Raw genomic sequence first — 19,867 nt, 5'->3', positions numbered from 1 at the left:
TCAGCGAGTTTAAGGGCTTCCTGGCGGAATTCAGGCGAGTGCTGCTTGCGGGGCTTGTTGCTGGTTGTGGCTGATTTGGTCATGAGTCACCTCTGGTTGAGAGTTTACTCACTTAGTCCCGTGTCCACTATTCACGGGTAGGATCATATCCCATTCATGGCCCTGTGTCGCCCGCCCTTTGATGCCAATCCACAACATGTCCATCAGATCTTTGATGTAGTTTGACCCCTGTAGCTCAAGCTTCAGTACGCTACTATGACGATAGCCTCTGGAGCTATCAAAGTCTTTGAGCGCTTTGCACAATCCGGCTCCTTTGCTAAGAGAAATAAGGTCTTTGATTTGACAATCGTTGTCCATGAACTCACTGATACGCTCTTTAAACGCAGACACCACTGCATCCACTAAGTGTGCAATAGCGATAACCCTGAACATTTGCATGCTCATATCATTGAGTTCGGCAGGTGACAGGTTACAACCTGCGTATTTTTTATTTTCCTCTTTACTGTATTGGATAACCTGTTGGGACATCTCGTCGCCCAGACACTTTTCGTGACTGTGCAGAAAGTTCATCAAGTCATGAAACGAAGCAAGTCCTTTCTTAACGGTATCTTCTGCATCAAGGACCGAGTAGGCAATATCGTCACATGCCTCCATGATATAAGTGAATGGGTGACGCACACCTTCTCTGAGCCCCGTTTTTTCCCAAACATCGTGTACTACGGCTTCTTCGGAAAAGAAGTAGCCATGCTTTTTCCACAAAACAGCTGGTGAAGAAGATGAACGAGGATACTTAATCATTGCAGCAAGAGTGGCGCAAGTCAGGTTAAGACCATATTCATCATTGAGAATTTGTAGTTTGGTGACCAGACGTAGAGTCTGCGAGTTTCCATCAAAAGCACGGAAATCTTCATAAATCTTATCGGTGTAGTTTTTGTCTTTTGCCGGGAGGTTTTTGGTAAACCATTCGCTCATCGCTTTCTCACCCTGATGACCAAATGGAGGGTTACCAAGATCGTGGGCCAAACCAATGGCTGCAAGTAAAGCAGGAACATCGCGCTGCAAACACAATGCAGGATCTATGTCCCCAAATACCTCGTTGCTGAGTTCAAAGGCAAGCCTCATGCCAATGCCACGAGCCAGATTAGCCACTTCATGTGAATGGGTAAGGCGCGTGCGAACGCTATCGTTCTTATCGAGTGGGAAAACCTGCGTTTTGTCGGCTAGTCGGCGTGTGGGGGCGGCAAAAAGGATTCTGTCAAAGTCACGTTCTATCTGCAGACGCCCTTTTGTTGTGTCTCGAGCAGAATCCTTGTTTGCTGTTTTAGGTTTACGACGTGTGCTGTTAAGTAGCTGGTTCCAGTGCATAAGATGTCCTTGCCTGTCGGTTTAATTTTTACCCGACACAATAGCAAACCCCATGTGGGGTGAACATTGAAGCAATGAGGTTTTTGTAAATCCTTCGTAGCGGCTCGCAAAATTATGTTTTTACCTTCCCCAAAACCCCAAAACCCCAAAACCCCAAAACCCCAAATTACTGGCTGAATTTCTCTTTATTCATCCTATTGCCTGCATCTGCAACTGGCATTATGTCCTCAGAATTGTAACTGCGGGATGTTGTCTGTGGCCGACAATAGCGACAGCGAAGACAAAACAGAAGCCCCCACACCCCAACGGCTTGATAAAGCGCGTGAGGAAGGGCAGATTCCGCGATCCCGCGAACTCACCTCCCTGCTGATTCTGCTGGTGGGCGTGTGCGTACTGTGGCTGGGCGGTGAGTCGATGGCAAGGCGTCTTGCCGCGCTGCTTTCTTCCGGCCTGCATTTTGACCACAGCATTGTTAACGATCCGAACCTGATCCTCGGGCAAATCATTTTGCTGATAAAGCAGGCGATGCTGGCGCTGTTGCCGCTGATAACCGGCGTGGTGGTGGTTGCCATTGTCGCGCCGATGATGCTCGGCGGCCTGGTGTTCAGCCCCAAGTCGCTGGCCTTTAAGTTCGACAAGCTGAACCCGCTACCCGGTATTAAACGCCTTTTTTCCGCCCAGTCGGCGGCGGAGCTGATGAAGGCGATACTCAAGTCGGTACTGGTCGGCTGCGTAGCCGGAACGTATGTCTGGTCGCACTGGCCGGATATGATGCGGCTTATCAGCGAATCGCCGCTCACGGCGATGGGCAATGCGCTCAACATGGTGGGACTGTGCGCGCTGCTGGTGGCGCTGGGCGTTATCCCGATGGTCGGTTTCGACGTGTTCTGGCAGATCTACAGCCATATCAAAAAGCTGCGGATGTCGCGCCAGGATATTCGCGATGAATTTAAGCAAAACGAAGGCGACCCGCATGTCAAAGGGCGTATTCGTCAGATGCAGCGCGCCGCGGCGCGTCGTCGCATGATGAGCGATGTGCCGAAAGCGGACGTTATCGTCACCAACCCGACCCATTACTCGGTGGCGCTGCAGTATGTGGAAGGGAAAATGAGCGCGCCGAAGGTGGTGGCGAAAGGCGCCGGGCTTATTGCGCTGCGCATCCGGGATATGGGCCAGGAGCACCGGGTGCCGATCCTCGAAGCGCCGCCGCTGGCGCGTGCGCTGTACCGCCATGCGGAAATCGGTCAACAGATCCCGGGCACGCTGTATGCGGCGGTCGCCGAAGTACTGGCCTGGGTTTGGCAGCTTAAACGCTGGCGTCTGGCGGGGGGCATCCCGCCGAAGAAACCTGAGAATTTGCCGGTGCCTGAGGCACTGGATTTTTTGAACGAGAAGGACACTGATGGCTAATCTGGTCGCAATGCTGCGTCTGCCCGGCAACCTGAAATCTACCCAATGGCAGGTTCTGGCCGGGCCGGTGCTGATCCTGCTGATCCTGTCGATGATGGTACTGCCGCTACCGGCATTCGTCCTCGATCTGTTGTTTACCTTTAACATCGCGCTGTCGATCATGGTGCTGCTGGTGGCGATGTTCACCCAGCGCACGCTCGAATTCGCCGCGTTCCCGACCATCCTGCTGTTTACCACGCTGTTGCGCCTGGCGCTGAACGTGGCCTCTACCCGTATTATCCTGATGGAAGGGCATACGGGCGCAGCGGCGGCGGGGAAGGTGGTTGAAGCCTTCGGCCACTTCCTGGTGGGCGGAAACTTCGCGATCGGCATCGTGGTCTTCATTATCCTCGTTATTATCAACTTCATGGTTATCACAAAAGGCGCCGGGCGTATCGCGGAAGTTGGCGCGCGTTTTGTGCTGGACGGGATGCCGGGTAAACAGATGGCGATCGACGCTGACCTTAATGCTGGGCTGATTGGTGAAGACGACGCCAAGCGTCGTCGCGCCGAGGTGACGCAGGAAGCGGATTTCTATGGCTCAATGGACGGCGCGAGTAAGTTCGTCCGCGGCGACGCCATCGCCGGGATCCTGATCATGGTCATCAACATCATCGGCGGTCTGCTGGTGGGGGTACTGCAGCATGGCCTGCCGGTGGGGAAAGCGGCGGAGTCCTACACCTTGCTGACCATCGGTGATGGCCTTGTAGCGCAAATCCCGGCGCTGGTTATCTCGACAGCGGCCGGTGTTATCGTTACCCGCGTAAGCACTGATCAGGACGTGGGCGAGCAGATGGTTGGCCAGCTGTTCAGTAACCCGCGGGTGATGCTGCTCAGCGCCGCTGTGCTTGGCTTGTTGGGCCTGGTGCCGGGGATGCCGAACTTTGTCTTTCTGCTGTTCACGGCCGCTTTGCTGGGGCTGGCGTGGTGGATCCGCGGTCGCGAGCAGAGCGCGCCGGTGGAGGCCGCGCCGGTACGGACCCAGGATAATCCGCAGGCGGTGGAAGCGACCTGGGGCGATGTCCAGCTTGAAGATACACTGGGCATGGAGGTCGGCTACCGGCTGATCCCGATGGTCGATTTCCAGCAGGACGGCGAGCTGCTGGGGCGTATTCGCAGTATTCGGAAGAAATTCGCCCAGGAGATGGGGTTCCTGCCGCCGGTGGTGCATATCCGCGACAACATGGATCTGCCGCCCGCGCGCTATCGTATTCTGCTCAAGGGCGTTGAGATAGGCAGCGGCGACGCCTATCCGGGCCGCTGGCTGGCAATTAACCCGGGCACCGCGGCGGGAACGCTGCCGGGCGAACCAACGGTTGACCCGGCCTTCGGCCTTGCGGCCATCTGGATTGAAAGCGCGCTTAAAGAACAGGCGCAGATTCAGGGCTTTACCGTCGTGGAGTCCAGCACCGTGGTGGCCACGCACCTCAACCATCTGATTAGCCTGCACGCTGCGGAGCTGTTCGGTCGCCAGGAAGCGCAGCAACTGCTAGACCGCGTAAGCCAGGAGATGCCGAAACTTACCGAAGATCTGGTGCCGGGCGTGGTGACGCTGACGACGCTGCATAAGGTGCTGCAAAACCTGCTGGATGAAAAAGTGCCGATTCGCGATATGCGCACCATCCTCGAAACGCTGGCAGAGCATGCGCCTGTCCAGAGCGACCCGCACGAGCTGACTTCAGTGGTGCGCGTGGCGTTAGGCCGGGCCATCACCCAGCAGTGGTTCCCGGGCAGCGGCGAGGTGCAGGTGATTGGTCTGGATACGCCGCTTGAGCGCCTGTTGCTACAGGCGTTGCAGGGCGGCGGCGGTCTGGAGCCAGGGCTGGCGGATCGCCTGCTGGCTCAGACGCAGGAAGCGCTGTCGCGCCAGGAGATGCTCGGTGCGCCGCCGGTGCTGTTGGTTAACCATGCGCTGCGTCCGTTGCTGTCGCGCTTTCTGCGCCGCAATCTGCCGCAACTGGTAGTGCTGTCTAATCTCGAGCTGTCGGATAACCGCCATATCCGCATGACCGCGACCATCGGAGGGAAATGATGCGCACACTGTTACTGCTCGCGCTGCTGCCGCTGTTTGCCCACGCCGCAGGCGAGGGCGCATGGCAGGCCAGCGGTATGGGGATCACACTCAACTACCGGGGGCAGTCGGCCTCGTCTTCACCGCTGGCGCCGTCGCAGCCGGTGAACGGATTGATGACGCTGGTGGCCTGGCGCTATGAAATCAATGGCCCGACGCCGGCCGGGCTTCGGGCGCGGCTGTGCTCGCAAAGCCGCTGTGTAGAGCTGGACGGACAGAGTGGTACAACCCGTGGTTTCGACAGCGTCCCGGCGGTTGAGCCGCTGCGTTTTGTCTGGGAAGTTCCCGGCGGCGGACGCCTTATTCCTGCCCTTAACGTGCGCAACATCCAGGTTATCGTCAACTACCGATAATCGCCTCTTCTTCCCCCGCCAGCGGCGGTTTCTGCTGGCGGGCTCGCAAATCAGTACCTCACTTTTGAAGTATCCAAAACATTGTTTTATAAATCAGTGACAGCCGTTCCATGACTCTTTGCGTTTTTGCCATTTCCGTATGCGCGCTGGCAGCAATGAAAAGGTATCAGGGGCGCCAGCACTTTACTGTAGCCGTGTAAGAATGCCCTGATGTAGATAGGGCGAGTTCTCTTGATACGGACACGGAATTTACGGCAATGAAAACACGTAAAATCGGATTAGCAAATTACCTCGCCTATGGTTCGGGTGATTTTCTTGGCGCAGGTACCACCGCGCTGACCGCTGCATGGCTACTCTATTTCTATACCACGTTTTGTGGTCTGACCCCCATCGAGGCGACGTTTATCTTCGCGACGGCGAGGGTGCTGGACGCCGTCGTGAGTCCGCTGATGGGCTTTCTCACCGACAACTTTGGCTCAACCTGGCTCGGTAAGCGCTTCGGGCGCCGTAAATTCTTTATCCTGCTCGGCATTCCCTGCGTATTTAGCTACTCCCTGATGTGGGTCGGCGATATGGGATTCTGGTACTACCTGCTGACCTACCTGCTGTTCGACATCGTCTACACCATGATTCTGGTGCCTTATGAAACGCTGGCGCCGGAAATGACCGATGACTTTAAGCAGAAAACCAAGTTCTCCGGCGCGCGTATCGCTATGGCGCAAATGTCGGCGATCCTGGCCTCGTTTCTTCCAGGCCTGCTGTTGAGCCATTTCGGTAAAGACAACGCTATCTCTTTCTTTTACGCGAGCATGGTCTTCTCGGTGCTGTGCGCAATCATGCTGATTTTTGTCTGGTGCTTTACCTGGGAGCGTCCGCGTGAAGAATGGACCGAAGCGGCGTTACGCGCCGAAGAGGAGAAAAAGCAGCTGTCGCTGGCGCAGAGCCTGAACCGCCTGTTTATCGAACTGAGCTCGACGCTGCGTATCAAAATTTTCCGCCAGCATTTGGGGATGTACCTCGGGGGCTATATCGCCCAGGACGTCTTTAATGCGGTATTTACTTACTATGTGGTGTTCGTGCTGATGCAGGAGGCGTCGGTCGCGTCCAATCTGCTGGGGACAATGGCCAGCTTCCAGTTTATCGCGGTGATTGCCATGATCCCGCTGTGTATTCGCTTTGGACCCGCGCCGTCTTACCGGATGGTGGTGGTGCTGTTTGGTCTGAGCTCGCTCTCTTATGCCGTGCTGTATTACGCCGGAATGAGTGATATCTACGCGCTGTTGCTGCTGATTTCAGCGGTTGCTGGCCTGGGACGCGGCGGCATCAACTATGTGCCGTGGAATACCTACACCTATATCGCCGATGTTGACGAAGTCATCACCGGTCAGCGCCGCGAGGGTATTTTTGCCGGCATTATGACCCTGACCCGCAAAGCTTCTCAGGCTGGCGCGGTGATGCTGGTCGGCATCGTTATGCAGGTGTCCGGCTTTGTCTCCGGGCAGAAAGTGCAGCCTGCCGAAGTCAGTCACACCATCTTACTGATTCTCAGCGTCGGGACGCTTATCGTGCTGGCCTGCGGGTTCCTGGTCTCCCTGCGCTTTAAGCTGAACCTCAGCACCCACAGCGTGCTGCGCGAAGAAACCGCCAAAATGCGCGAGCATGGACAGGTGATGCCGGAGAATATCACGCCGCAGGCGCGGGCGACGGTCGAAATGCTGGCGGGGATGCCCTATGAATCCCTGTGGGGCAATAACAACATCGGCTACCTGAACCGTAAGAAACCGGCGGCGCCTGCGCTCAAAAAAAATGCAACACTGAATTCGACATTTAACAGAGGTTAATGCCATGAAAGTCTGGCCCGTGAAACATAGCCCATTACTGCGTCAGCCTGAACGCTTTATCTCCAGAGAGGCGCTGAAGGCGCTGATTGAGAAAGTGACGCAGAATCTGGTCAATATTAAGGACGATAGCGGCGCGTTTTTACTGCGCCTGGATGACGGGCGCGTTATCGATACCAAAGGCTGGGCAGGGTGGGAGTGGACCCACGGCGTGGGGTTGTACGGTATTCATCAGTATTACCAGCAGACCGGCGACCTTGCGATGCGTGACATTATCGACCGCTGGTTCGCCGACCGCTTCTCTGAAGGGGCGACGACCAAAAACGTCAATACGATGGCGCCATTTTTAACCCTCGCGTACCGCTATGAGGAGACGGGAAACCCGGAATACCTGCCGTGGCTGGACAGCTGGGCTGAGTGGGCGATGCACGAGATGCCGCGCACCGCGCAGGGTGGAATGCAGCACATTACGCTGGCGGAAGAGAACCACCAGCAGATGTGGGACGACACGCTGATGATGACCGTGCTGCCGCTGGCTAAAATCGGCAAGCTGCTAAACCGCCCACACTATGTGGAAGAGGCGGTGTATCAGTTCCTGCTGCACGTACAGAACCTGATGGACCGACAAACCGGTCTGTGGTTCCATGGCTGGAACTATGAGGGCAACCATAACTTTGCTAACGCCCGCTGGGCGCGCGGAAACAGCTGGTTGACCATCGTGATTCCGGATTTTCTCGAACTGGTGGATCTGCCGGAGAATAACGCCGTACGGCGTTATCTGGTGCAGGTATTGAATGCGCAAATCGCCGCCCTGGCGAGCTGTCAGGATGACAGCGGGCTGTGGCATACGTTGCTTGATGACCCTAACTCCTACCTTGAAGCCTCGGCAACCGCCGGGTTTGCCTATGGTATTCTCAAGGCGGTGCGCAAACGTTATGTCAGCGCCGACTATGCGGATGTTGCGGAGAAAGCCATTCGCGGCATCGTGGCGCACGTGTCGCCGGAAGGGGAGTTGCTGCAAACCTCGTTCGGTACCGGGATGGGTTCGAATCTTGATTTCTATCGCCAGATCCCGCTGACGTCCATGCCTTATGGCCAGGCGATGGCGATATTGTGTCTGACCGAGTATTTGCGCAAATACTTCTGAGGATGAAAAAACCCGGCGTCGCCGGGTTTTTTATCGCTTACATACGCTCGACGGTTTCGATACCCAGCGTATCCAGACCCAGCTTCAAGGTCTTCGCGGTCAGCAGCGCCAGCTTCAGGCGGCTGTTGCGAACCGCTTCGCTGTCTGCGGAGAGGATCGGGCAGTGCTCGTAGAAACCGGAGAACAGACCCGCCAAATCGTAGAGATAGGCGCACATCACGTGCGGCGTACCGTCGCGGGCCACCACAGTCAGCGTCTCTTCAAATTGCAGCAGGCGCGCCGCCAGCTGTGCTTCGCGATCTTCAGTGATAATCACCGCAGCGTTCGCCAGCGCGTTTTCTTCGATACCGGCTTTGCGGAATACAGAGAGCACGCGGGTGTAGGCATACTGCATATACGGCGCGGTGTTGCCTTCGAAGGCCAGCATCAGATCCCAGTCGAAGATGTAGTCGGTGGTACGGCTTTTCGACAGGTCTGCATATTTAACGGCGCCGATACCGACCGCGTTGGCCAGTTTTTCCAGCTCGTCGGCAGGCATATCCGGGTTCTTCTCCGCGACCAGGCGACGGGCGCGATCCAGTGCTTCATCCAGCAGTTCGGAGAGCTTAATGGTGCCGCCAGCGCGGGTTTTGAACGGCTTACCGTCTTTGCCCAGCATCATACCGAACATGTGGTGTTCCAGCGGTACGCAATCAGGTACGTAACCGGCTTTACGCACGATAGTCCATGCCTGCATCAGGTGCTGGTGCTGGCGGGAGTCGATATAGTACAGCACGCGGTCCGCATGCAGGGTTTCATAACGGTATTTGGCACAGGCGATATCGGTGGTGGTATAGAGATAGCCGCCGTCTTTTTTCTGGATGATAACGCCCATCGGTTCACCTTCCTTGTTTTTGAACTCATCAAGGAATACGACGGTGGCGCCTTCGCTCTCAACGGCCAGACCTTTGGCTTTCAGATCGGCGACGATGCCCGGCAGCATTGGGTTATACAGGCTTTCACCCATCACGTCGTCACGGGTCAGCGTCACATTCAGGCGCTCGTAGGTAATCTGGTTCTGGGTCATGGTGATGTCGACCAGCTTGCGCCACATCTGACGGCAGTACTCATCGCCGCCCTGCAGCTTCACCACGTAGGCGCGCGCGCGCTCGGCAAAGGCTTCGTCTTCGTCGTAGTGTTTTTTCGCTTCGCGGTAGAAACCTTCAAGGTCAGAAAGCGCCATATCGCCGGCGTTCTCCTGCTGCTGCTTCTCAAGATAAGCAATCAGCATACCGAACTGGGTGCCCCAGTCGCCGACGTGGTTGGCGCGGATAACCTTGTGACCGAGAAATTCCAGGGTACGCACGGAGGCGTCGCCGATGATGGTGGAGCGCACGTGACCGACGTGCATCTCTTTTGCCACGTTAGGGGCGGAGTAATCGATAACCACGGTCTGCGCAGGCTGCTTCGCCACGCCCAGACGATCGGAAGCCAGCGCCGCGTCAATGTGCTGCGCAAGAAATGCCGGGTCGAGGAAGATATTGATAAAGCCCGGACCGGCGATCTCAACCTTGTTGGCGATGCCGTTGAGGTCGAGATGAGACAGCACCTGCTCTGCCAGTTGTCGCGGGGCCATGCCCAGTTTTTTAGCAACTGCCATCACGCCATTGGCCTGATAGTCGCCGAACTGTACTTTTGCTGACTGACGAACCTGCGGTTCGCAATCGGCAGGCGCGCCTGCCGCAATCAGGGCCTGACTGACTTTTTCTGAGAGAAGAGCCTGAATATTCACCGGAATACCTTACGTTGATGGCGCTGCATTTATTATCTGGCAGCGCCGGGATGTGGACAATATAACGCGCGATTATACCGTATTTGCCCTGCGCCGTCAGCCCTGCGCATGCGCGGCGAGGCGAGGAAAAACAGCGCACGATTAACGAATAATCATTCATACGCCGCCGGGCGTAATCTTCATTTGGTATGCCGGCGACAACAGGGTAGATTAGCGCTCTTTAGCCCCTTTGCAGAGGTAAGAATGACACACTGGCAAAGCATCCCTGAGCTGCATGATATTTCCGCAGATTTGCCGCGATTCACCGAAGCGTTAACAGAACTTGCCACCCGACTGGGGCTGGATATAGCGCCGCTGTCTGCGGACCATATCTCCTTGCGCTGCCATCAGAACGCGACCGCTGAACGCTGGCGCAAAGGATTTGAACAATGCGGCGAGCTGTTGTCGGAAAACATCATCAACGGGCGTCCCATCTGTCTGTTCAAACTGCATCAGCCGGTGTCCGTCGCCCACTGGCAATTCACGGTAGTCGAGCTGCCCTGGCCGGGTGAAAAGCGGTATCCGCATGAAGGATGGGAACATATCGAAATCGTCCTGCCTGGCGAGCCGCAGACGCTTAACGCCCGTGCGCTGGCGTTACTGGCGGATGACGGGTTAAGCCAGCCGGGGATGGTGGTGAAAACCAGTTCGCCGAAAGGGGAGCGGGAGCGTCTGCCGAACCCGACCCTTGCCGTCACGGACGGTAAGACAACCATTAAGTTTCATCCCTGGTCTATCGAAGCGATCGTCGCCAGCGAAGCAGGCGATGCAACAATGTGAGCTTACGCGAGATCTGCATAAGGCAATCATGGCATGATGACGCGTTAGTCAAAAAAGGAGAAGGTAATGGCTTTGCTGGAAATCTGCTGTTACAGCATGGAGTGTGCTCGTGAAGCGCAGCTGGAGGGCGCTGACCGTATTGAGCTGTGCGCCGCGCCGCTGGAAGGCGGGTTAACGCCGTCGTTCGGCGTGTTGAAATCGGTGCGCCAGCAGGTGACGATTCCGGTACATCCGATAGTTCGCCCCCGCGGCGGCGATTTTTGCTACACCGAAGGTGAGTTTACCGCCATGCTGGAGGATATTCGCACCCTCCGTGAGCTTGGTTTTCCGGGGCTGGTAACCGGCGTACTGAATGCCGCGGGCCAGGTAGACCTTCCCAGAATGCAGCTGATTATGGACGCTGCCGGTCCGCTGGCGGTGACGTTTCATCGGGCGTTCGACATGTGCGCCAATCCGCATCAGGCCTTCAGGCAACTGGCCTCGCTGGGCGTCGCGCGGATCCTGACTTCCGGGCAGCAGCCGAGTGCGGAAAAAGGTCTTTCGCTTATCAGGGAACTAATTGCCGCAAGCGATACTCCAATAATAATGGCTGGGGCAGGCGTCAGGGCGAATAACCTGGAGCTGTTTCTCAATGCTGGCGTGAAGGAGTTGCACAGTTCCGCCGGACAGTGGGTGCCATCACCGATGCGCTACCGTAATCCCGGTCTGTCAATGTCCACGGATCCGGATGCCGATGAATATTCCCGATACGCCGTCAATGGCGCGTCGGTGGCGGAGATGAGCACTATCGTATCCCGCTACGCGAAGTAACCGTTTTTACCGCGCATCATGTCGCCCAATGTGATGCTTGTTTGTACCAGGCCCCTGCCATTTAAACAGGGGCCTTTTTTTCGACTAAGGTATCAGGGTTTTCTGGCGATAATCACGGCGCGAAGCGGCGCCGGATAGCCTTCTACCGTTTTCGTGCGGTCGTTCGGGTCGAGGAAATCGGAAAGTGATTCGGTGATCATCCAGTCGGTGCGGCGTTGTTCGTCGGTGCTGGTGACGTTCATATCGACAATGCGCACATCGACAAAACCGCACTTCTCAAGCCACATCTTCAGCGCGGCTGCTGAGGGGATAAAGTAGACGTTGCGCATTTGGGCGTAGCGATCGCCGGGCACCAGTACGCTGTTTTCATCACCGTCCACCACCAGCGTCTCCAGCACCAGTTCGCCATCCTGCACCAGCTGATCTTTAAGCTGCCACAGGTGGTCGAGCGGCGAACGGCGGTGGTAGAGCACGCCCATCGAGAAGACCGTATCAAACGCCTGCAGCGCAGGCATCTGCTCAATGCCGAGCGGCAACAGATGCGCGCGCGGGTCGTTGCCCAGCAGCTTACGAACCGCTTCGAACTGGCAGAGGAACAGCTGCGTTGGGTCGATGCCCACCGCCAGACGGGCGCCTGCGCCCACCATTCGCCACATGTGATAGCCGCTGCCGCAGCCGACATCAAGGATAGTACGGCCGGTCAGGTCAGACAGATGCGGCAGTACGCGATCCCACTTCCAGTCGGAGCGCCACTCGGTATCAATATCCAGACCATATAGCGAAAACGGCCCTTTACGCCACGGCATCAGGTTGCGTAAGAGTTTTTCGATCCCCTTCAACTGCCCGTCGCTGAGCGGCGTTTCGCTCTGTGCGCTGACGCTGTGCAGGAGGTCAAGCTTCCACGGCTGCAGTTCGGGTAAAAATTCGACGGAGCGCGACCATTGCTTAAACTGTCCGTGGAGCGAGGCTTTTTGCCAGGCGGCAATCTGTGCGGGCAGCGTTTCCAGCCAGTGGGAGAGAACCGGATCTTTAGCGATTAACTGATAAAAATTACCGAAATCAATCATGCCGCTTTCCCGGCTTTTAGCGCCACGAGAGATCCAAAGTTAAAGCACTGGAACCACAATTCGCTGTGCTCAAAGCCCGCCTTATGCAGACGCGCTTTATGGGTCTCCACCGAGTCCGTCAGCATCACGTTTTCCAGCATGTTGCGTTTCTGACTGATTTCCAGCTCGCTGTAGCCGTTGGCGCGTTTGAAGTCGTGATGCATGTTGAACAGCAGTTCGCCGACGGTATCATCTTCAAAACTGAATTTCTCCGACAGCACCAGCGCGCCGCCTGGGTTCAGCCCCTGATAGATTTTTTCCAGCAGCGCCTGACGTTCTGCCGGCGCGATGAACTGCATCGTAAAATTGAGGACCACCAGCGAGGCGTTTTCAATGCGGATATCGCGGATATCGCCTTCGATGACGTCAACCGGCGTCGGCGCTTTCCAGGACTCAATATGGCGACGGCAGCGCTCTACCATGGCCGGAGAGTTATCAATCGCGATAATTTTGCAACCCTCGTGCGCGATATTGCGACGAATGGACAGCGTCGCGGCGCCCAGGGAACAACCCAGGTCGTATACCTGGGTATTGGGTTTCACGAAGCGCTCCGCGAGCATTCCGATCATCGAGATGATATTGGAATAACCCGGTACGGAACGCTGGATCATATCGGGAAACACTTCGGCTACCCGTTCATCGAAGGTCCAGTCGCCGAGGCTGGCGATTGGCGCAGAAAAAAGCGTGTCGCGATGGGACATAACGTGGTTCCAGAAAATAAAAACGGCGTATTGTGCGCTAATGCAGGGAGAAAACCAACTCCCAGGGCAAATACCACAGATTCACCAGCACCATTAGCACAAGCGCGCACCAGGTGGCGCTCATCGCTGAGCGGCGCCAGCGAATCAGACGATGGTGAAAGCCGTAATAGTGCATCAGGCGCCCGGCGATCAGCAGAATGCCGCAAATGTGTACAAGCCAGGTTTCGGCGCCGTCCATCTCCATGAACAGCAGCAGCAGCAGGGCGATGGGAATGTATTCCACCGCGTTGCCGTGAATGCGAATGGCGCTTTGCAGCTCGCTGAAACCGCCATCGCCATAGGCGACGCGGTAGAGCATACGCAAACGTACGACGTCAAAAGAAAACTTAATTAACAACAACGCACCCAGCACGGCATACAGCGCGCTTACCATACAAACTCCCTTTTAAACTGGTCGATGGCACTGTCTATGATAGAAAGGAAAATCAGAAAAGAGAAGTTTGCAATGGGATCGACGGCGCTGAACCGATATCCGGCAATACGCGCTGCAGGTCGCTCCACAGGGTATCCACCAGCTCCGGCGCCTGGGCGATATCCGGAGTGTGTAAAAACAGATACGGCGTTGTGTTCTGTGTCCACTGCGGCAGGGTTTGCAGCCAGACGGCGAACAGTTGCTGGTTCTGCGCCATGTCGTCGCTGCCGATAAAGCGCACCATCGGATTCGCGGCGGTAACCACGGCGTGAACCGGTACCTTCGGCTTTTTGCGCTGGGCGTCAATCACCGCCTCACTGTGCGGTATGGCGCTATGCACCGGGCGGCTGTCGAGGATGACGCGGTTAACGCCACGCGCGTGCAGCCCACGGTTGAGCTGCTTTTCCTCTTCGCCTTTGGCGAAAAACTGCGGATGGCGCACCTCAACGCCGTAGGTGAACGCGCCCGGCAGACCGTCAAGAAACGCCCACAGGGCAGGGAGGTCGCCAGGGCCAAAGGTCGCCGGTAGCTGCAGCCAGTACTGACCGATACGCGCGGCCAGCGGGTCCAGTCGGTCAAAGAATTCCGTGGTTAAATCATCACAGTGACGGAGCGCCGCCTGATGGGATATCGTCGCCGGAAACTTAAAACAGAAGCGGAAGTGATCGTCGGTCTGCGCTTTCCACCGCTCGACGATCTCCGCTTTCGGCAGGGCATACAGCGTGGTGTTGCCCTCCACGCAATTAAAGTGGCGAGCGTAGATGTCCAGACCGGTTATGCCCAGCCGTACCCATTTCGGGTGCGACCATTGCGGGAGCCCAAGATAAATCATAAGGCCTTGAGGATCTCCCCAGTGCTGCGCACGCGGGCGATGCGGGGGAATATATGGGTCATGCTTCCCTGATGCTGTTCGGCGCTGGCGGCGCTACACGCGTCTTCGGCGATCACCAGGTTAAACCCCAGTTCCCAGGCGTTACGGGCGGTAGACTCAACGCCAATGTTGGTGGAGATGCCGCACAGGATAAGCGTGTCGATACCGCGACGACGCAGTTGAAGCTCCAGATCGGTGCCATAGAAGGCGCCCCACTGACGCTTGGTGACGTCGATATCGCTCTCTTTTTTACCCAGCGCCTGCGGGTAGGTCCACCAGTTTTCCGGCAGCGCGCGCGCTGGCGCCGGGTTATGCTTTCGCTTACTACCAGGTACGGATTCTTTCCGGCAGCGCGCGCGCTGGCGCCGGGGCATCGACCGGCTGTTTTAGCGCTTCGGCGTAATCGGCTGACCAGCCGACGCGTACCATGACCACGGGCGATCCCTGCTGGCGGCATTTGTCGGCTATCTTCGCCGCATTCGCCACCACGTCGCTGGCCGCATGCGGACCTCCGGCGAAAGGTAAAATACCTTCCTGCAGGTCGATAACCACCAGCGCGGTTTTCTTTGCGTTCAGTTCAAACATGTTAATCCCCGTTAAATCACTCTGTTAGAGAAGCCACCTTACGATGAGAATGTATGCATCCGGGCGCACATTTTTGTTAATTTTTGTGAGAGCGCGCAACAAGCGTACAGCAATCGCGCGTACGATGCGCGTCGGGCTTATCGTGCGGCAGAATTTCCAGTATAATAGCCGCCTTTTTTCATCCAGTTGTGACATTCAGCTAAAGCTGCGACAGTATTGCCTGCAAGGCAGGCGACAATTCGGCCTGCGGCTAAGTTAAGGGATATCTCATGCGTACAGAATATTGCGGGCAACTGCGTCAGTCCCACGTTGGGCAGCAGGTGACTTTGTGTGGTTGGGTCAACCGCCGTCGTGATCTCGGCAGCCTTATCTTCATCGATATGCGTGACCGCGAAGGTATCGTTCAGGTGTTCTTCGACCCGGATCGCGTCGATGCGTTTAAACTGGCCTCCGAACTGCGTAATGAGTTCTGCATTCAGGTCACCGGCACCGTACGTGCGCGCGACGAGAAAAACGTAAACCGCGATATGGCGACCGGCGAGGTGGAAGTCTTCGCCACCGAACTGACCATTATCAACCGCGCGGAACCGCTGCCGCTCGACTCAAACCAGGTCAACACCGAAGAAGCGCGTCTGAAGTACCGCTATCTTGACCTGCGTCGCCCGGAAATGGCGAACCGTCTGAAGACCCGTGCGAAAATTACCAGCTTTGTTCGCCGCTTCATGGACGACCACGGTTTCCTCGATATCGAAACCCCGATGCTGACCAAAGCGACGCCGGAAGGCGCGCGTGACTACCTGGTGCCGAGCCGTGTGCACAAGGGGAAATTCTACGCGCTGCCGCAGTCGCCGCAGCTGTTCAAACAGCTGCTGATGATGTCCGGTTTCGACCGTTACTACCAGATTGTTAAATGCTTCCGCGACGAAGACCTGCGCGCTGATCGCCAGCCGGAATTTACCCAGATCGATGTGGAAACCTCCTTCATGACCGCGCCTCAGGTGCGTGAAGTGATGGAAGCGATGGTGCGTCAGATGTGGCTGGAAATTAAGGGCGTGGATCTGGGCGACTTCCCGATCATGACCTTCGCCGAAGCTGAGCGCCGTTACGGCTCTGATAAACCGGATCTGCGTAACCCGATGGAGCTGGTGGACGTTGCCGATCTGCTGAAAAACGTGGAGTTCGCGGTCTTTGCAGGCCCGGCGAACGACCCGAAAGGCCGTGTTGCCGCACTGCGCGTTCCGGGCGGCGCCAGCCTTAGCCGTAAGCAGATTGACGACTACGGCAACTTTATTAAGATCTACGGCGCGAAAGGCCTTGCGTACATCAAGGTCAACGAGCGCGCGAACGGCCTGGACGGCATCAACAGCCCGGTGGCGAAGTTCCTGAACGCTGATATCGTTGAAGAGATCCTGACCCGCACTGGCGCGCAGGATGGCGATATGATTTTCTTCGGCGCGGATAACAAAAAAGTGGTTGCCGACGCGCTGGGCGCGCTGCGTCTCAAGCTCGGTAAAGACCTCGGCCTGACCGACGACAGCAAATGGGCGCCGCTGTGGGTTATCGACTTCCCGATGTTCGAAGAAGACGGCGAAGGCGGCCTGACTGCGATGCACCACCCGTTCACCTCGCCGAAGGACATGACCGCGGCAGAGCTGAAGGTAGCGCCGGAAGAGGCGGTCGCCAACGCTTACGACATGGTGATCAACGGCTACGAAGTGGGCGGCGGTTCCGTGCGTATTCACCGTGGCGACATGCAGCAGACCGTTTTTGGCATCCTTGGCATTAACGAGCAGGAACAGCGTGAGAAGTTCGGTTTCCTGCTGGACGCGCTGAAGTACGGTACGCCGCCGCACGCAGGCCTGGCGTTTGGTCTGGATCGCCTGACCATGCTGCTGACCGGCACCGACAACATTCGTGACGTTATCGCCTTCCCGAAAACCACCGCAGCGGCCTGTCTGATGACCGAAGCGCCGAGCTTTGCTAACCTGGCGTCTCTCGCCGAGCTGGGCATTCAGGTGGTCAAGAAGGAAGAGAATAACTGATATGACGTTTAAGCTCCCCGTTTCGGTTTTAGTGGTCATTTTTGCGCAAGATACGAAACGGGTGCTGATGTTGCAGCGGCGCGACGATCCGGCGTTCTGGCAGTCAGTGACTGGCAGTCTTGAAGCCGGTGAAACCGCACCGCAGGCCGCCGCGCGTGAAGTAAAGGAAGAGGTCGCCATTGACGTTGCCGGTGAGCAACTGACCTTAGTGGACTGTCAGCGCACGGTGGAGTTTGAGATTTTTACGCATTTACGTCATCGCTATGCGCCGGGTACGGAGCGCAATACGGAATCGTGGTTCTGTCTTGCGCTGCCCCATGAACAGCAGGTTGAGATAAGCGAACATCTGGCGTACCGCTGGGTGGACGCAGGCGAAGCCGCCAGCCTCACCAAGTCGTGGAGCAACCGGCAGGCGATTGAAGAATTTGTAATTCATACCGTCTGAGAAAGACGGCTTACTGGAGATATTTTTATGGCAGGTCATAGTAAATGGGCCAACACCAAACACCGCAAAGCGGCACAGGATGCCAAGCGCGGTAAAATTTTCACCAAAATCATTCGCGAGCTGGTTACCGCTGCGCGTCTGGGCGGCGGTGATGCAGGCTCTAACCCGCGTCTGCGCGCGGCTATCGATAAAGCGTTGTCCAACAACATGACGCGCGACACCCTGAACCGTGCGATTGCGCGCGGCGTAGGCGGTGATGATGACGCGAACATGGAAACCATCATTTATGAAGGCTACGGCCCTGGCGGTACCGCCGTGATGGTGGAATGCCTGTCCGACAACCGTAACCGTACCGTTGCCGAAGTGCGTCATGCGTTCAGCAAATGCGGCGGCAACCTCGGCACCGACGGTTCCGTGGCGTATCTGTTCAGCAAAAAAGGCGTGATTTCCTTCGAAGCGGGCGATGAAGACACCATCATGGAAGCGGCGCTGGAAGCCGGTGCGGAAGACGTCGTGACCTTTGATGACGGCGCTATCGACGTTTACACCGCCTGGGAAGAGATGGGCGCGGTACGTGATGCGCTGGATGCGGCGGGTCTGAAGGCGGACAACGCTGAAGTCTCAATGATCCCGTCCACCAAAGCGGATATGGATGTGGATACCGCGCCGAAGCTGCTGCGTCTTATCGATATGCTCGAAGACTGCGACGACGTGCAGGAAGTGTATCACAACGGCGAAATCTCTGATGAGGTTGCGGCAACCCTGTAATGGCGTTGCTGACCATAACACCACCGGGAGCGCGTGATGGCCATTATTCTCGGCATTGACCCAGGCTCACGCGTCACCGGTTATGGCGTCATCCGTCAGGTTGGGCGCCAGCTAACCTACCTTGGCAGCGGCTGCATTCGTACCAAAGTCGACGATTTGCCGTCGCGTCTGAAGCTTATTTATGCAGGCGTGACGGAGATAATCACCCAGTTCCAGCCCGACTACTTCGCCATTGAGCAGGTCTTTATGGCGAAAAACGCTGATTCGGCGCTGAAGCTCGGCCAGGCGCGCGGCGTGGCTATCGTCGCGGCGGTAAACCAGGATTTGCCGGTGTTTGAATACGCCGCCCGTCAGGTAAAGCAGACGGTAGTCGGCATCGGCAGCGCGGAGAAAAGCCAGGTGCAGCATATGGTGCGGACCTTGCTGAAGCTCCCCGCCAACCCTCAGGCCGATGCGGCGGATGCGCTGGCGATAGCCATTACGCACTGTCACGTCAGCCAGAATGCGATGCAGGTGAGCGAATCACGGCTCAACCTGGCGCGAGGCAGGTTACGTTAATTCAAAATCAGGCTGGATGTTTATCCAGCCTTTTTTTATGATATGACTTTCGAATTCATACCCTAACGCAGGAGCGTCATGTGATCGGCAGACTCAGAGGCATTATTCTGGAAAAACAACCCCCGCTGGTACTGTTAGAGGCGGGCGGCGTCGGCTACGAAGTCCATATGCCAATGACCTGTTTCTACGAGCTGCCGGACCAGGGCAACGAGGCCATCATCTTCACCCACTTTGTGGTGCGCGAAGATGCCCAGCTGCTGTTTGGCTTCAACAACAAGCAGGAGCGTACGCTGTTCCGCGAGCTTATCAAAACCAACGGCGTCGGACCGAAGCTGGCGCTGGCGATTCTTTCCGGCATGTCTGCGGCGCAGTTCGTCAACGCGGTTGAGCGTGAAGAACCGGCAGCGCTGGTGAAATTGCCGGGCATCGGCAAAAAAACCGCAGAGCGCCTGATTGTCGAGATGAAGGACCGTTTTAAAGGTCTGCACGGCGATCTGTTCACGCCAGCGGCCGACCTGGTGCTGACCTCCCCGGCGAGCCCGACGGCGGATGATGCCGAGCAGGAAGCGGTTGCCGCGTTGGTGGCGCTGGGCTATAAACCACAGGAAGCCAGCCGGATGATAAGCAAAATCGCCCGTCCGGATGCCAACAGTGAAACGCTAATTCGCGAAGCGCTCCGCGCCGCATTGTGAGGTA

18 protein-coding genes and 1 pseudogene are annotated in these 19,867 nt (G+C 56.9%); 12 read left to right on the top strand and 7 right to left on the bottom strand.

Features of this window, described 5'->3' with window-relative positions; translation table 11 throughout:
• Positions 1–108 precede the first annotated feature (108 nt).
• On the bottom strand, positions 109–1,365 hold the full coding sequence (gene dgt, locus JO226_RS13515; protein WP_293592952.1) for a dGTP triphosphohydrolase: 1,257 nt from the start codon (positions 1,363–1,365) through the stop codon (positions 109–111).
• A 255-nt stretch (positions 1,366–1,620) separates the two neighbouring features.
• Here dgt and flhB point away from each other — a divergent pair, with 255 nt between their 5' ends.
• The 5 genes from flhB to JO226_RS13490 all read left to right on the top strand — a co-directional run bounded on the left by flhB (position 1,621) and on the right by JO226_RS13490 (position 8,223).
• Complete coding sequence (gene flhB / locus JO226_RS13510) at positions 1,621–2,775, top strand: flagellar biosynthesis protein FlhB (RefSeq protein ID WP_293592950.1); 1,155 nt, start codon at positions 1,621–1,623, stop codon at positions 2,773–2,775.
• Positions 2,768–4,846, top strand: a complete 2,079-nt coding sequence (flhA, locus tag JO226_RS13505; RefSeq protein WP_293592948.1) for a flagellar biosynthesis protein FlhA — start codon at positions 2,768–2,770, stop codon at positions 4,844–4,846. Before flhB ends, flhA begins: the two co-directional genes overlap by 8 nt.
• Positions 4,846–5,238 carry a flagellar protein FlhE gene (flhe, locus tag JO226_RS13500; RefSeq protein ID WP_293592946.1) on the top strand — a complete coding sequence of 131 codons (393 nt, stop codon included), beginning with the start codon at positions 4,846–4,848 and terminating at the stop codon, positions 5,236–5,238. The genes flhA and flhe overlap by 1 nt, the downstream gene beginning before the upstream one ends.
• 257 nt (positions 5,239–5,495) lie before the next feature.
• A complete protein-coding gene (locus tag JO226_RS13495) occupies positions 5,496–7,079 on the top strand; it encodes an MFS transporter (RefSeq protein ID WP_293592944.1) in 1,584 nt (527 codons plus the stop codon).
• 4 nt (positions 7,080–7,083) lie between these two features.
• On the top strand, positions 7,084–8,223 hold the full coding sequence (locus JO226_RS13490) for a glycoside hydrolase family 88 protein (RefSeq protein ID WP_293592942.1): 1,140 nt from the start codon (positions 7,084–7,086) through the stop codon (positions 8,221–8,223).
• Positions 8,224–8,260: 37 nt separating this feature from the next.
• Here the strand turns inward: JO226_RS13490 and argS are convergent, their stop codons facing one another.
• The gene (gene argS, locus JO226_RS13485) at positions 8,261–9,994 is read right to left on the bottom strand and encodes an arginine--tRNA ligase (protein ID WP_293592940.1); all 1,734 of its coding nucleotides are present in this window, start codon (positions 9,992–9,994) and stop codon (positions 8,261–8,263) included.
• A 243-nt stretch (positions 9,995–10,237) separates the two neighbouring features.
• Between argS and JO226_RS13480 the strand changes: the two genes are divergently transcribed.
• Both JO226_RS13480 and cutC read left to right on the top strand, forming a co-directional pair.
• Positions 10,238–10,813 carry a VOC family protein gene (locus tag JO226_RS13480; protein WP_293592938.1) on the top strand — a complete coding sequence of 192 codons (576 nt, stop codon included), beginning with the start codon at positions 10,238–10,240 and terminating at the stop codon, positions 10,811–10,813.
• Positions 10,814–10,879: 66 nt separating this feature from the next.
• Positions 10,880–11,623: a copper homeostasis protein CutC gene (gene cutC / locus JO226_RS13475; RefSeq protein ID WP_293592936.1), complete on the top strand. Its 744-nt coding sequence runs from the start codon at positions 10,880–10,882 to the stop codon at positions 11,621–11,623.
• 92 nt (positions 11,624–11,715) lie between these two features.
• On the opposite strand, the gene cmoB is transcribed toward cutC, so the two are convergent.
• The 5 genes and pseudogenes from cmoB to JO226_RS13450 form a co-directional block, all read right to left on the bottom strand.
• Entirely contained in the window at positions 11,716–12,690 is a 975-nt protein-coding gene (cmoB, locus tag JO226_RS13470; protein WP_293592934.1) for a tRNA 5-methoxyuridine(34)/uridine 5-oxyacetic acid(34) synthase CmoB, read from the bottom strand.
• Positions 12,687–13,430: a carboxy-S-adenosyl-L-methionine synthase CmoA gene (gene cmoA, locus JO226_RS13465; RefSeq protein WP_293592932.1), complete on the bottom strand. Its 744-nt coding sequence runs from the start codon at positions 13,428–13,430 to the stop codon at positions 12,687–12,689. Before cmoA ends, cmoB begins: the two co-directional genes overlap by 4 nt.
• A gap of 37 nt (positions 13,431–13,467) precedes the next feature.
• Entirely contained in the window at positions 13,468–13,863 is a 396-nt protein-coding gene (locus tag JO226_RS13460) for an MAPEG family protein (RefSeq protein WP_293592930.1), read from the bottom strand.
• Positions 13,864–13,915: 52 nt separating this feature from the next.
• Complete coding sequence (locus tag JO226_RS13455) at positions 13,916–14,734, bottom strand: DUF72 domain-containing protein (RefSeq protein WP_293592928.1); 819 nt, start codon at positions 14,732–14,734, stop codon at positions 13,916–13,918.
• Positions 14,731–15,358, bottom strand: a pseudogene (locus tag JO226_RS13450) (hydrolase). Before JO226_RS13450 ends, JO226_RS13455 begins: the two are co-directional and overlap by 4 nt.
• A 269-nt stretch (positions 15,359–15,627) precedes the next feature.
• Here JO226_RS13450 and aspS point away from each other — a divergent pair.
• The 5 genes from aspS (at position 15,628) to ruvA (ending at position 19,863) form a co-directional block, all read left to right on the top strand.
• Positions 15,628–17,400, top strand: a complete 1,773-nt coding sequence (gene aspS, locus JO226_RS13445; RefSeq protein WP_293592926.1) for an aspartate--tRNA ligase — start codon at positions 15,628–15,630, stop codon at positions 17,398–17,400.
• Position 17,401: 1 nt separating this feature from the next.
• Positions 17,402–17,845, top strand: coding sequence for a dihydroneopterin triphosphate diphosphatase (gene nudB, locus JO226_RS13440; RefSeq protein ID WP_293592924.1), 444 nt, complete (start codon positions 17,402–17,404; stop codon positions 17,843–17,845).
• 27 nt (positions 17,846–17,872) lie between these two features.
• The gene (locus tag JO226_RS13435) at positions 17,873–18,613 is read left to right on the top strand and encodes a YebC/PmpR family DNA-binding transcriptional regulator (protein ID WP_293592922.1); all 741 of its coding nucleotides are present in this window, start codon (positions 17,873–17,875) and stop codon (positions 18,611–18,613) included.
• Positions 18,614–18,649: 36 nt separating this feature from the next.
• Complete coding sequence (gene ruvC, locus JO226_RS13430; protein WP_013365925.1) at positions 18,650–19,171, top strand: crossover junction endodeoxyribonuclease RuvC; 522 nt, start codon at positions 18,650–18,652, stop codon at positions 19,169–19,171.
• A gap of 80 nt (positions 19,172–19,251) precedes the next feature.
• Positions 19,252–19,863 (top strand): Holliday junction branch migration protein RuvA, encoded by a 612-nt coding sequence (ruvA, locus tag JO226_RS13425; protein WP_293592920.1) that lies wholly within the window; start codon positions 19,252–19,254, stop codon positions 19,861–19,863.
• Positions 19,864–19,867: the final 4 nt, after the last annotated feature.

This window comes from Pluralibacter sp. (genome assembly GCF_019237635.1).
Lineage (GTDB): Bacteria > Pseudomonadota > Gammaproteobacteria > Enterobacterales > Enterobacteriaceae > Enterobacter_B.
This window is presented reverse-complemented; position numbering and strand designations above follow the sequence as displayed.

Excerpts from the sequence above, each read along its gene's own strand:
- JO226_RS13455 (WP_293592928.1), bottom strand. The coding sequence starts at position 14,734 with ATGATTTATCTTGGGCTCCCGCAATGGTCGCACCCGAAATGGGTACGG.
- dgt (WP_293592952.1), bottom strand. The coding sequence starts at position 1,365 with ATGCACTGGAACCAGCTACTTAACAGCACACGTCGTAAACCTAAAACA.
- ruvC (WP_013365925.1), top strand. The coding sequence starts at position 18,650 with ATGGCCATTATTCTCGGCATTGACCCAGGCTCACGCGTCACCGGTTAT.
- flhe (WP_293592946.1), top strand. The coding sequence starts at position 4,846 with ATGCGCACACTGTTACTGCTCGCGCTGCTGCCGCTGTTTGCCCACGCC.
- aspS (WP_293592926.1), top strand. The coding sequence starts at position 15,628 with ATGCGTACAGAATATTGCGGGCAACTGCGTCAGTCCCACGTTGGGCAG.
- cutC (WP_293592936.1), top strand. The coding sequence starts at position 10,880 with ATGGCTTTGCTGGAAATCTGCTGTTACAGCATGGAGTGTGCTCGTGAA.
- JO226_RS13435 (WP_293592922.1), top strand. The coding sequence starts at position 17,873 with ATGGCAGGTCATAGTAAATGGGCCAACACCAAACACCGCAAAGCGGCA.
- flhA (WP_293592948.1), top strand. The coding sequence starts at position 2,768 with ATGGCTAATCTGGTCGCAATGCTGCGTCTGCCCGGCAACCTGAAATCT.
- JO226_RS13480 (WP_293592938.1), top strand. The coding sequence starts at position 10,238 with ATGACACACTGGCAAAGCATCCCTGAGCTGCATGATATTTCCGCAGAT.
- cmoA (WP_293592932.1), bottom strand. The coding sequence starts at position 13,430 with ATGTCCCATCGCGACACGCTTTTTTCTGCGCCAATCGCCAGCCTCGGC.
- JO226_RS13490 (WP_293592942.1), top strand. The coding sequence starts at position 7,084 with ATGAAAGTCTGGCCCGTGAAACATAGCCCATTACTGCGTCAGCCTGAA.
- JO226_RS13495 (WP_293592944.1), top strand. The coding sequence starts at position 5,496 with ATGAAAACACGTAAAATCGGATTAGCAAATTACCTCGCCTATGGTTCG.
- JO226_RS13460 (WP_293592930.1), bottom strand. The coding sequence starts at position 13,863 with ATGGTAAGCGCGCTGTATGCCGTGCTGGGTGCGTTGTTGTTAATTAAG.
- nudB (WP_293592924.1), top strand. The coding sequence starts at position 17,402 with ATGACGTTTAAGCTCCCCGTTTCGGTTTTAGTGGTCATTTTTGCGCAA.
- cmoB (WP_293592934.1), bottom strand. The coding sequence starts at position 12,690 with ATGATTGATTTCGGTAATTTTTATCAGTTAATCGCTAAAGATCCGGTT.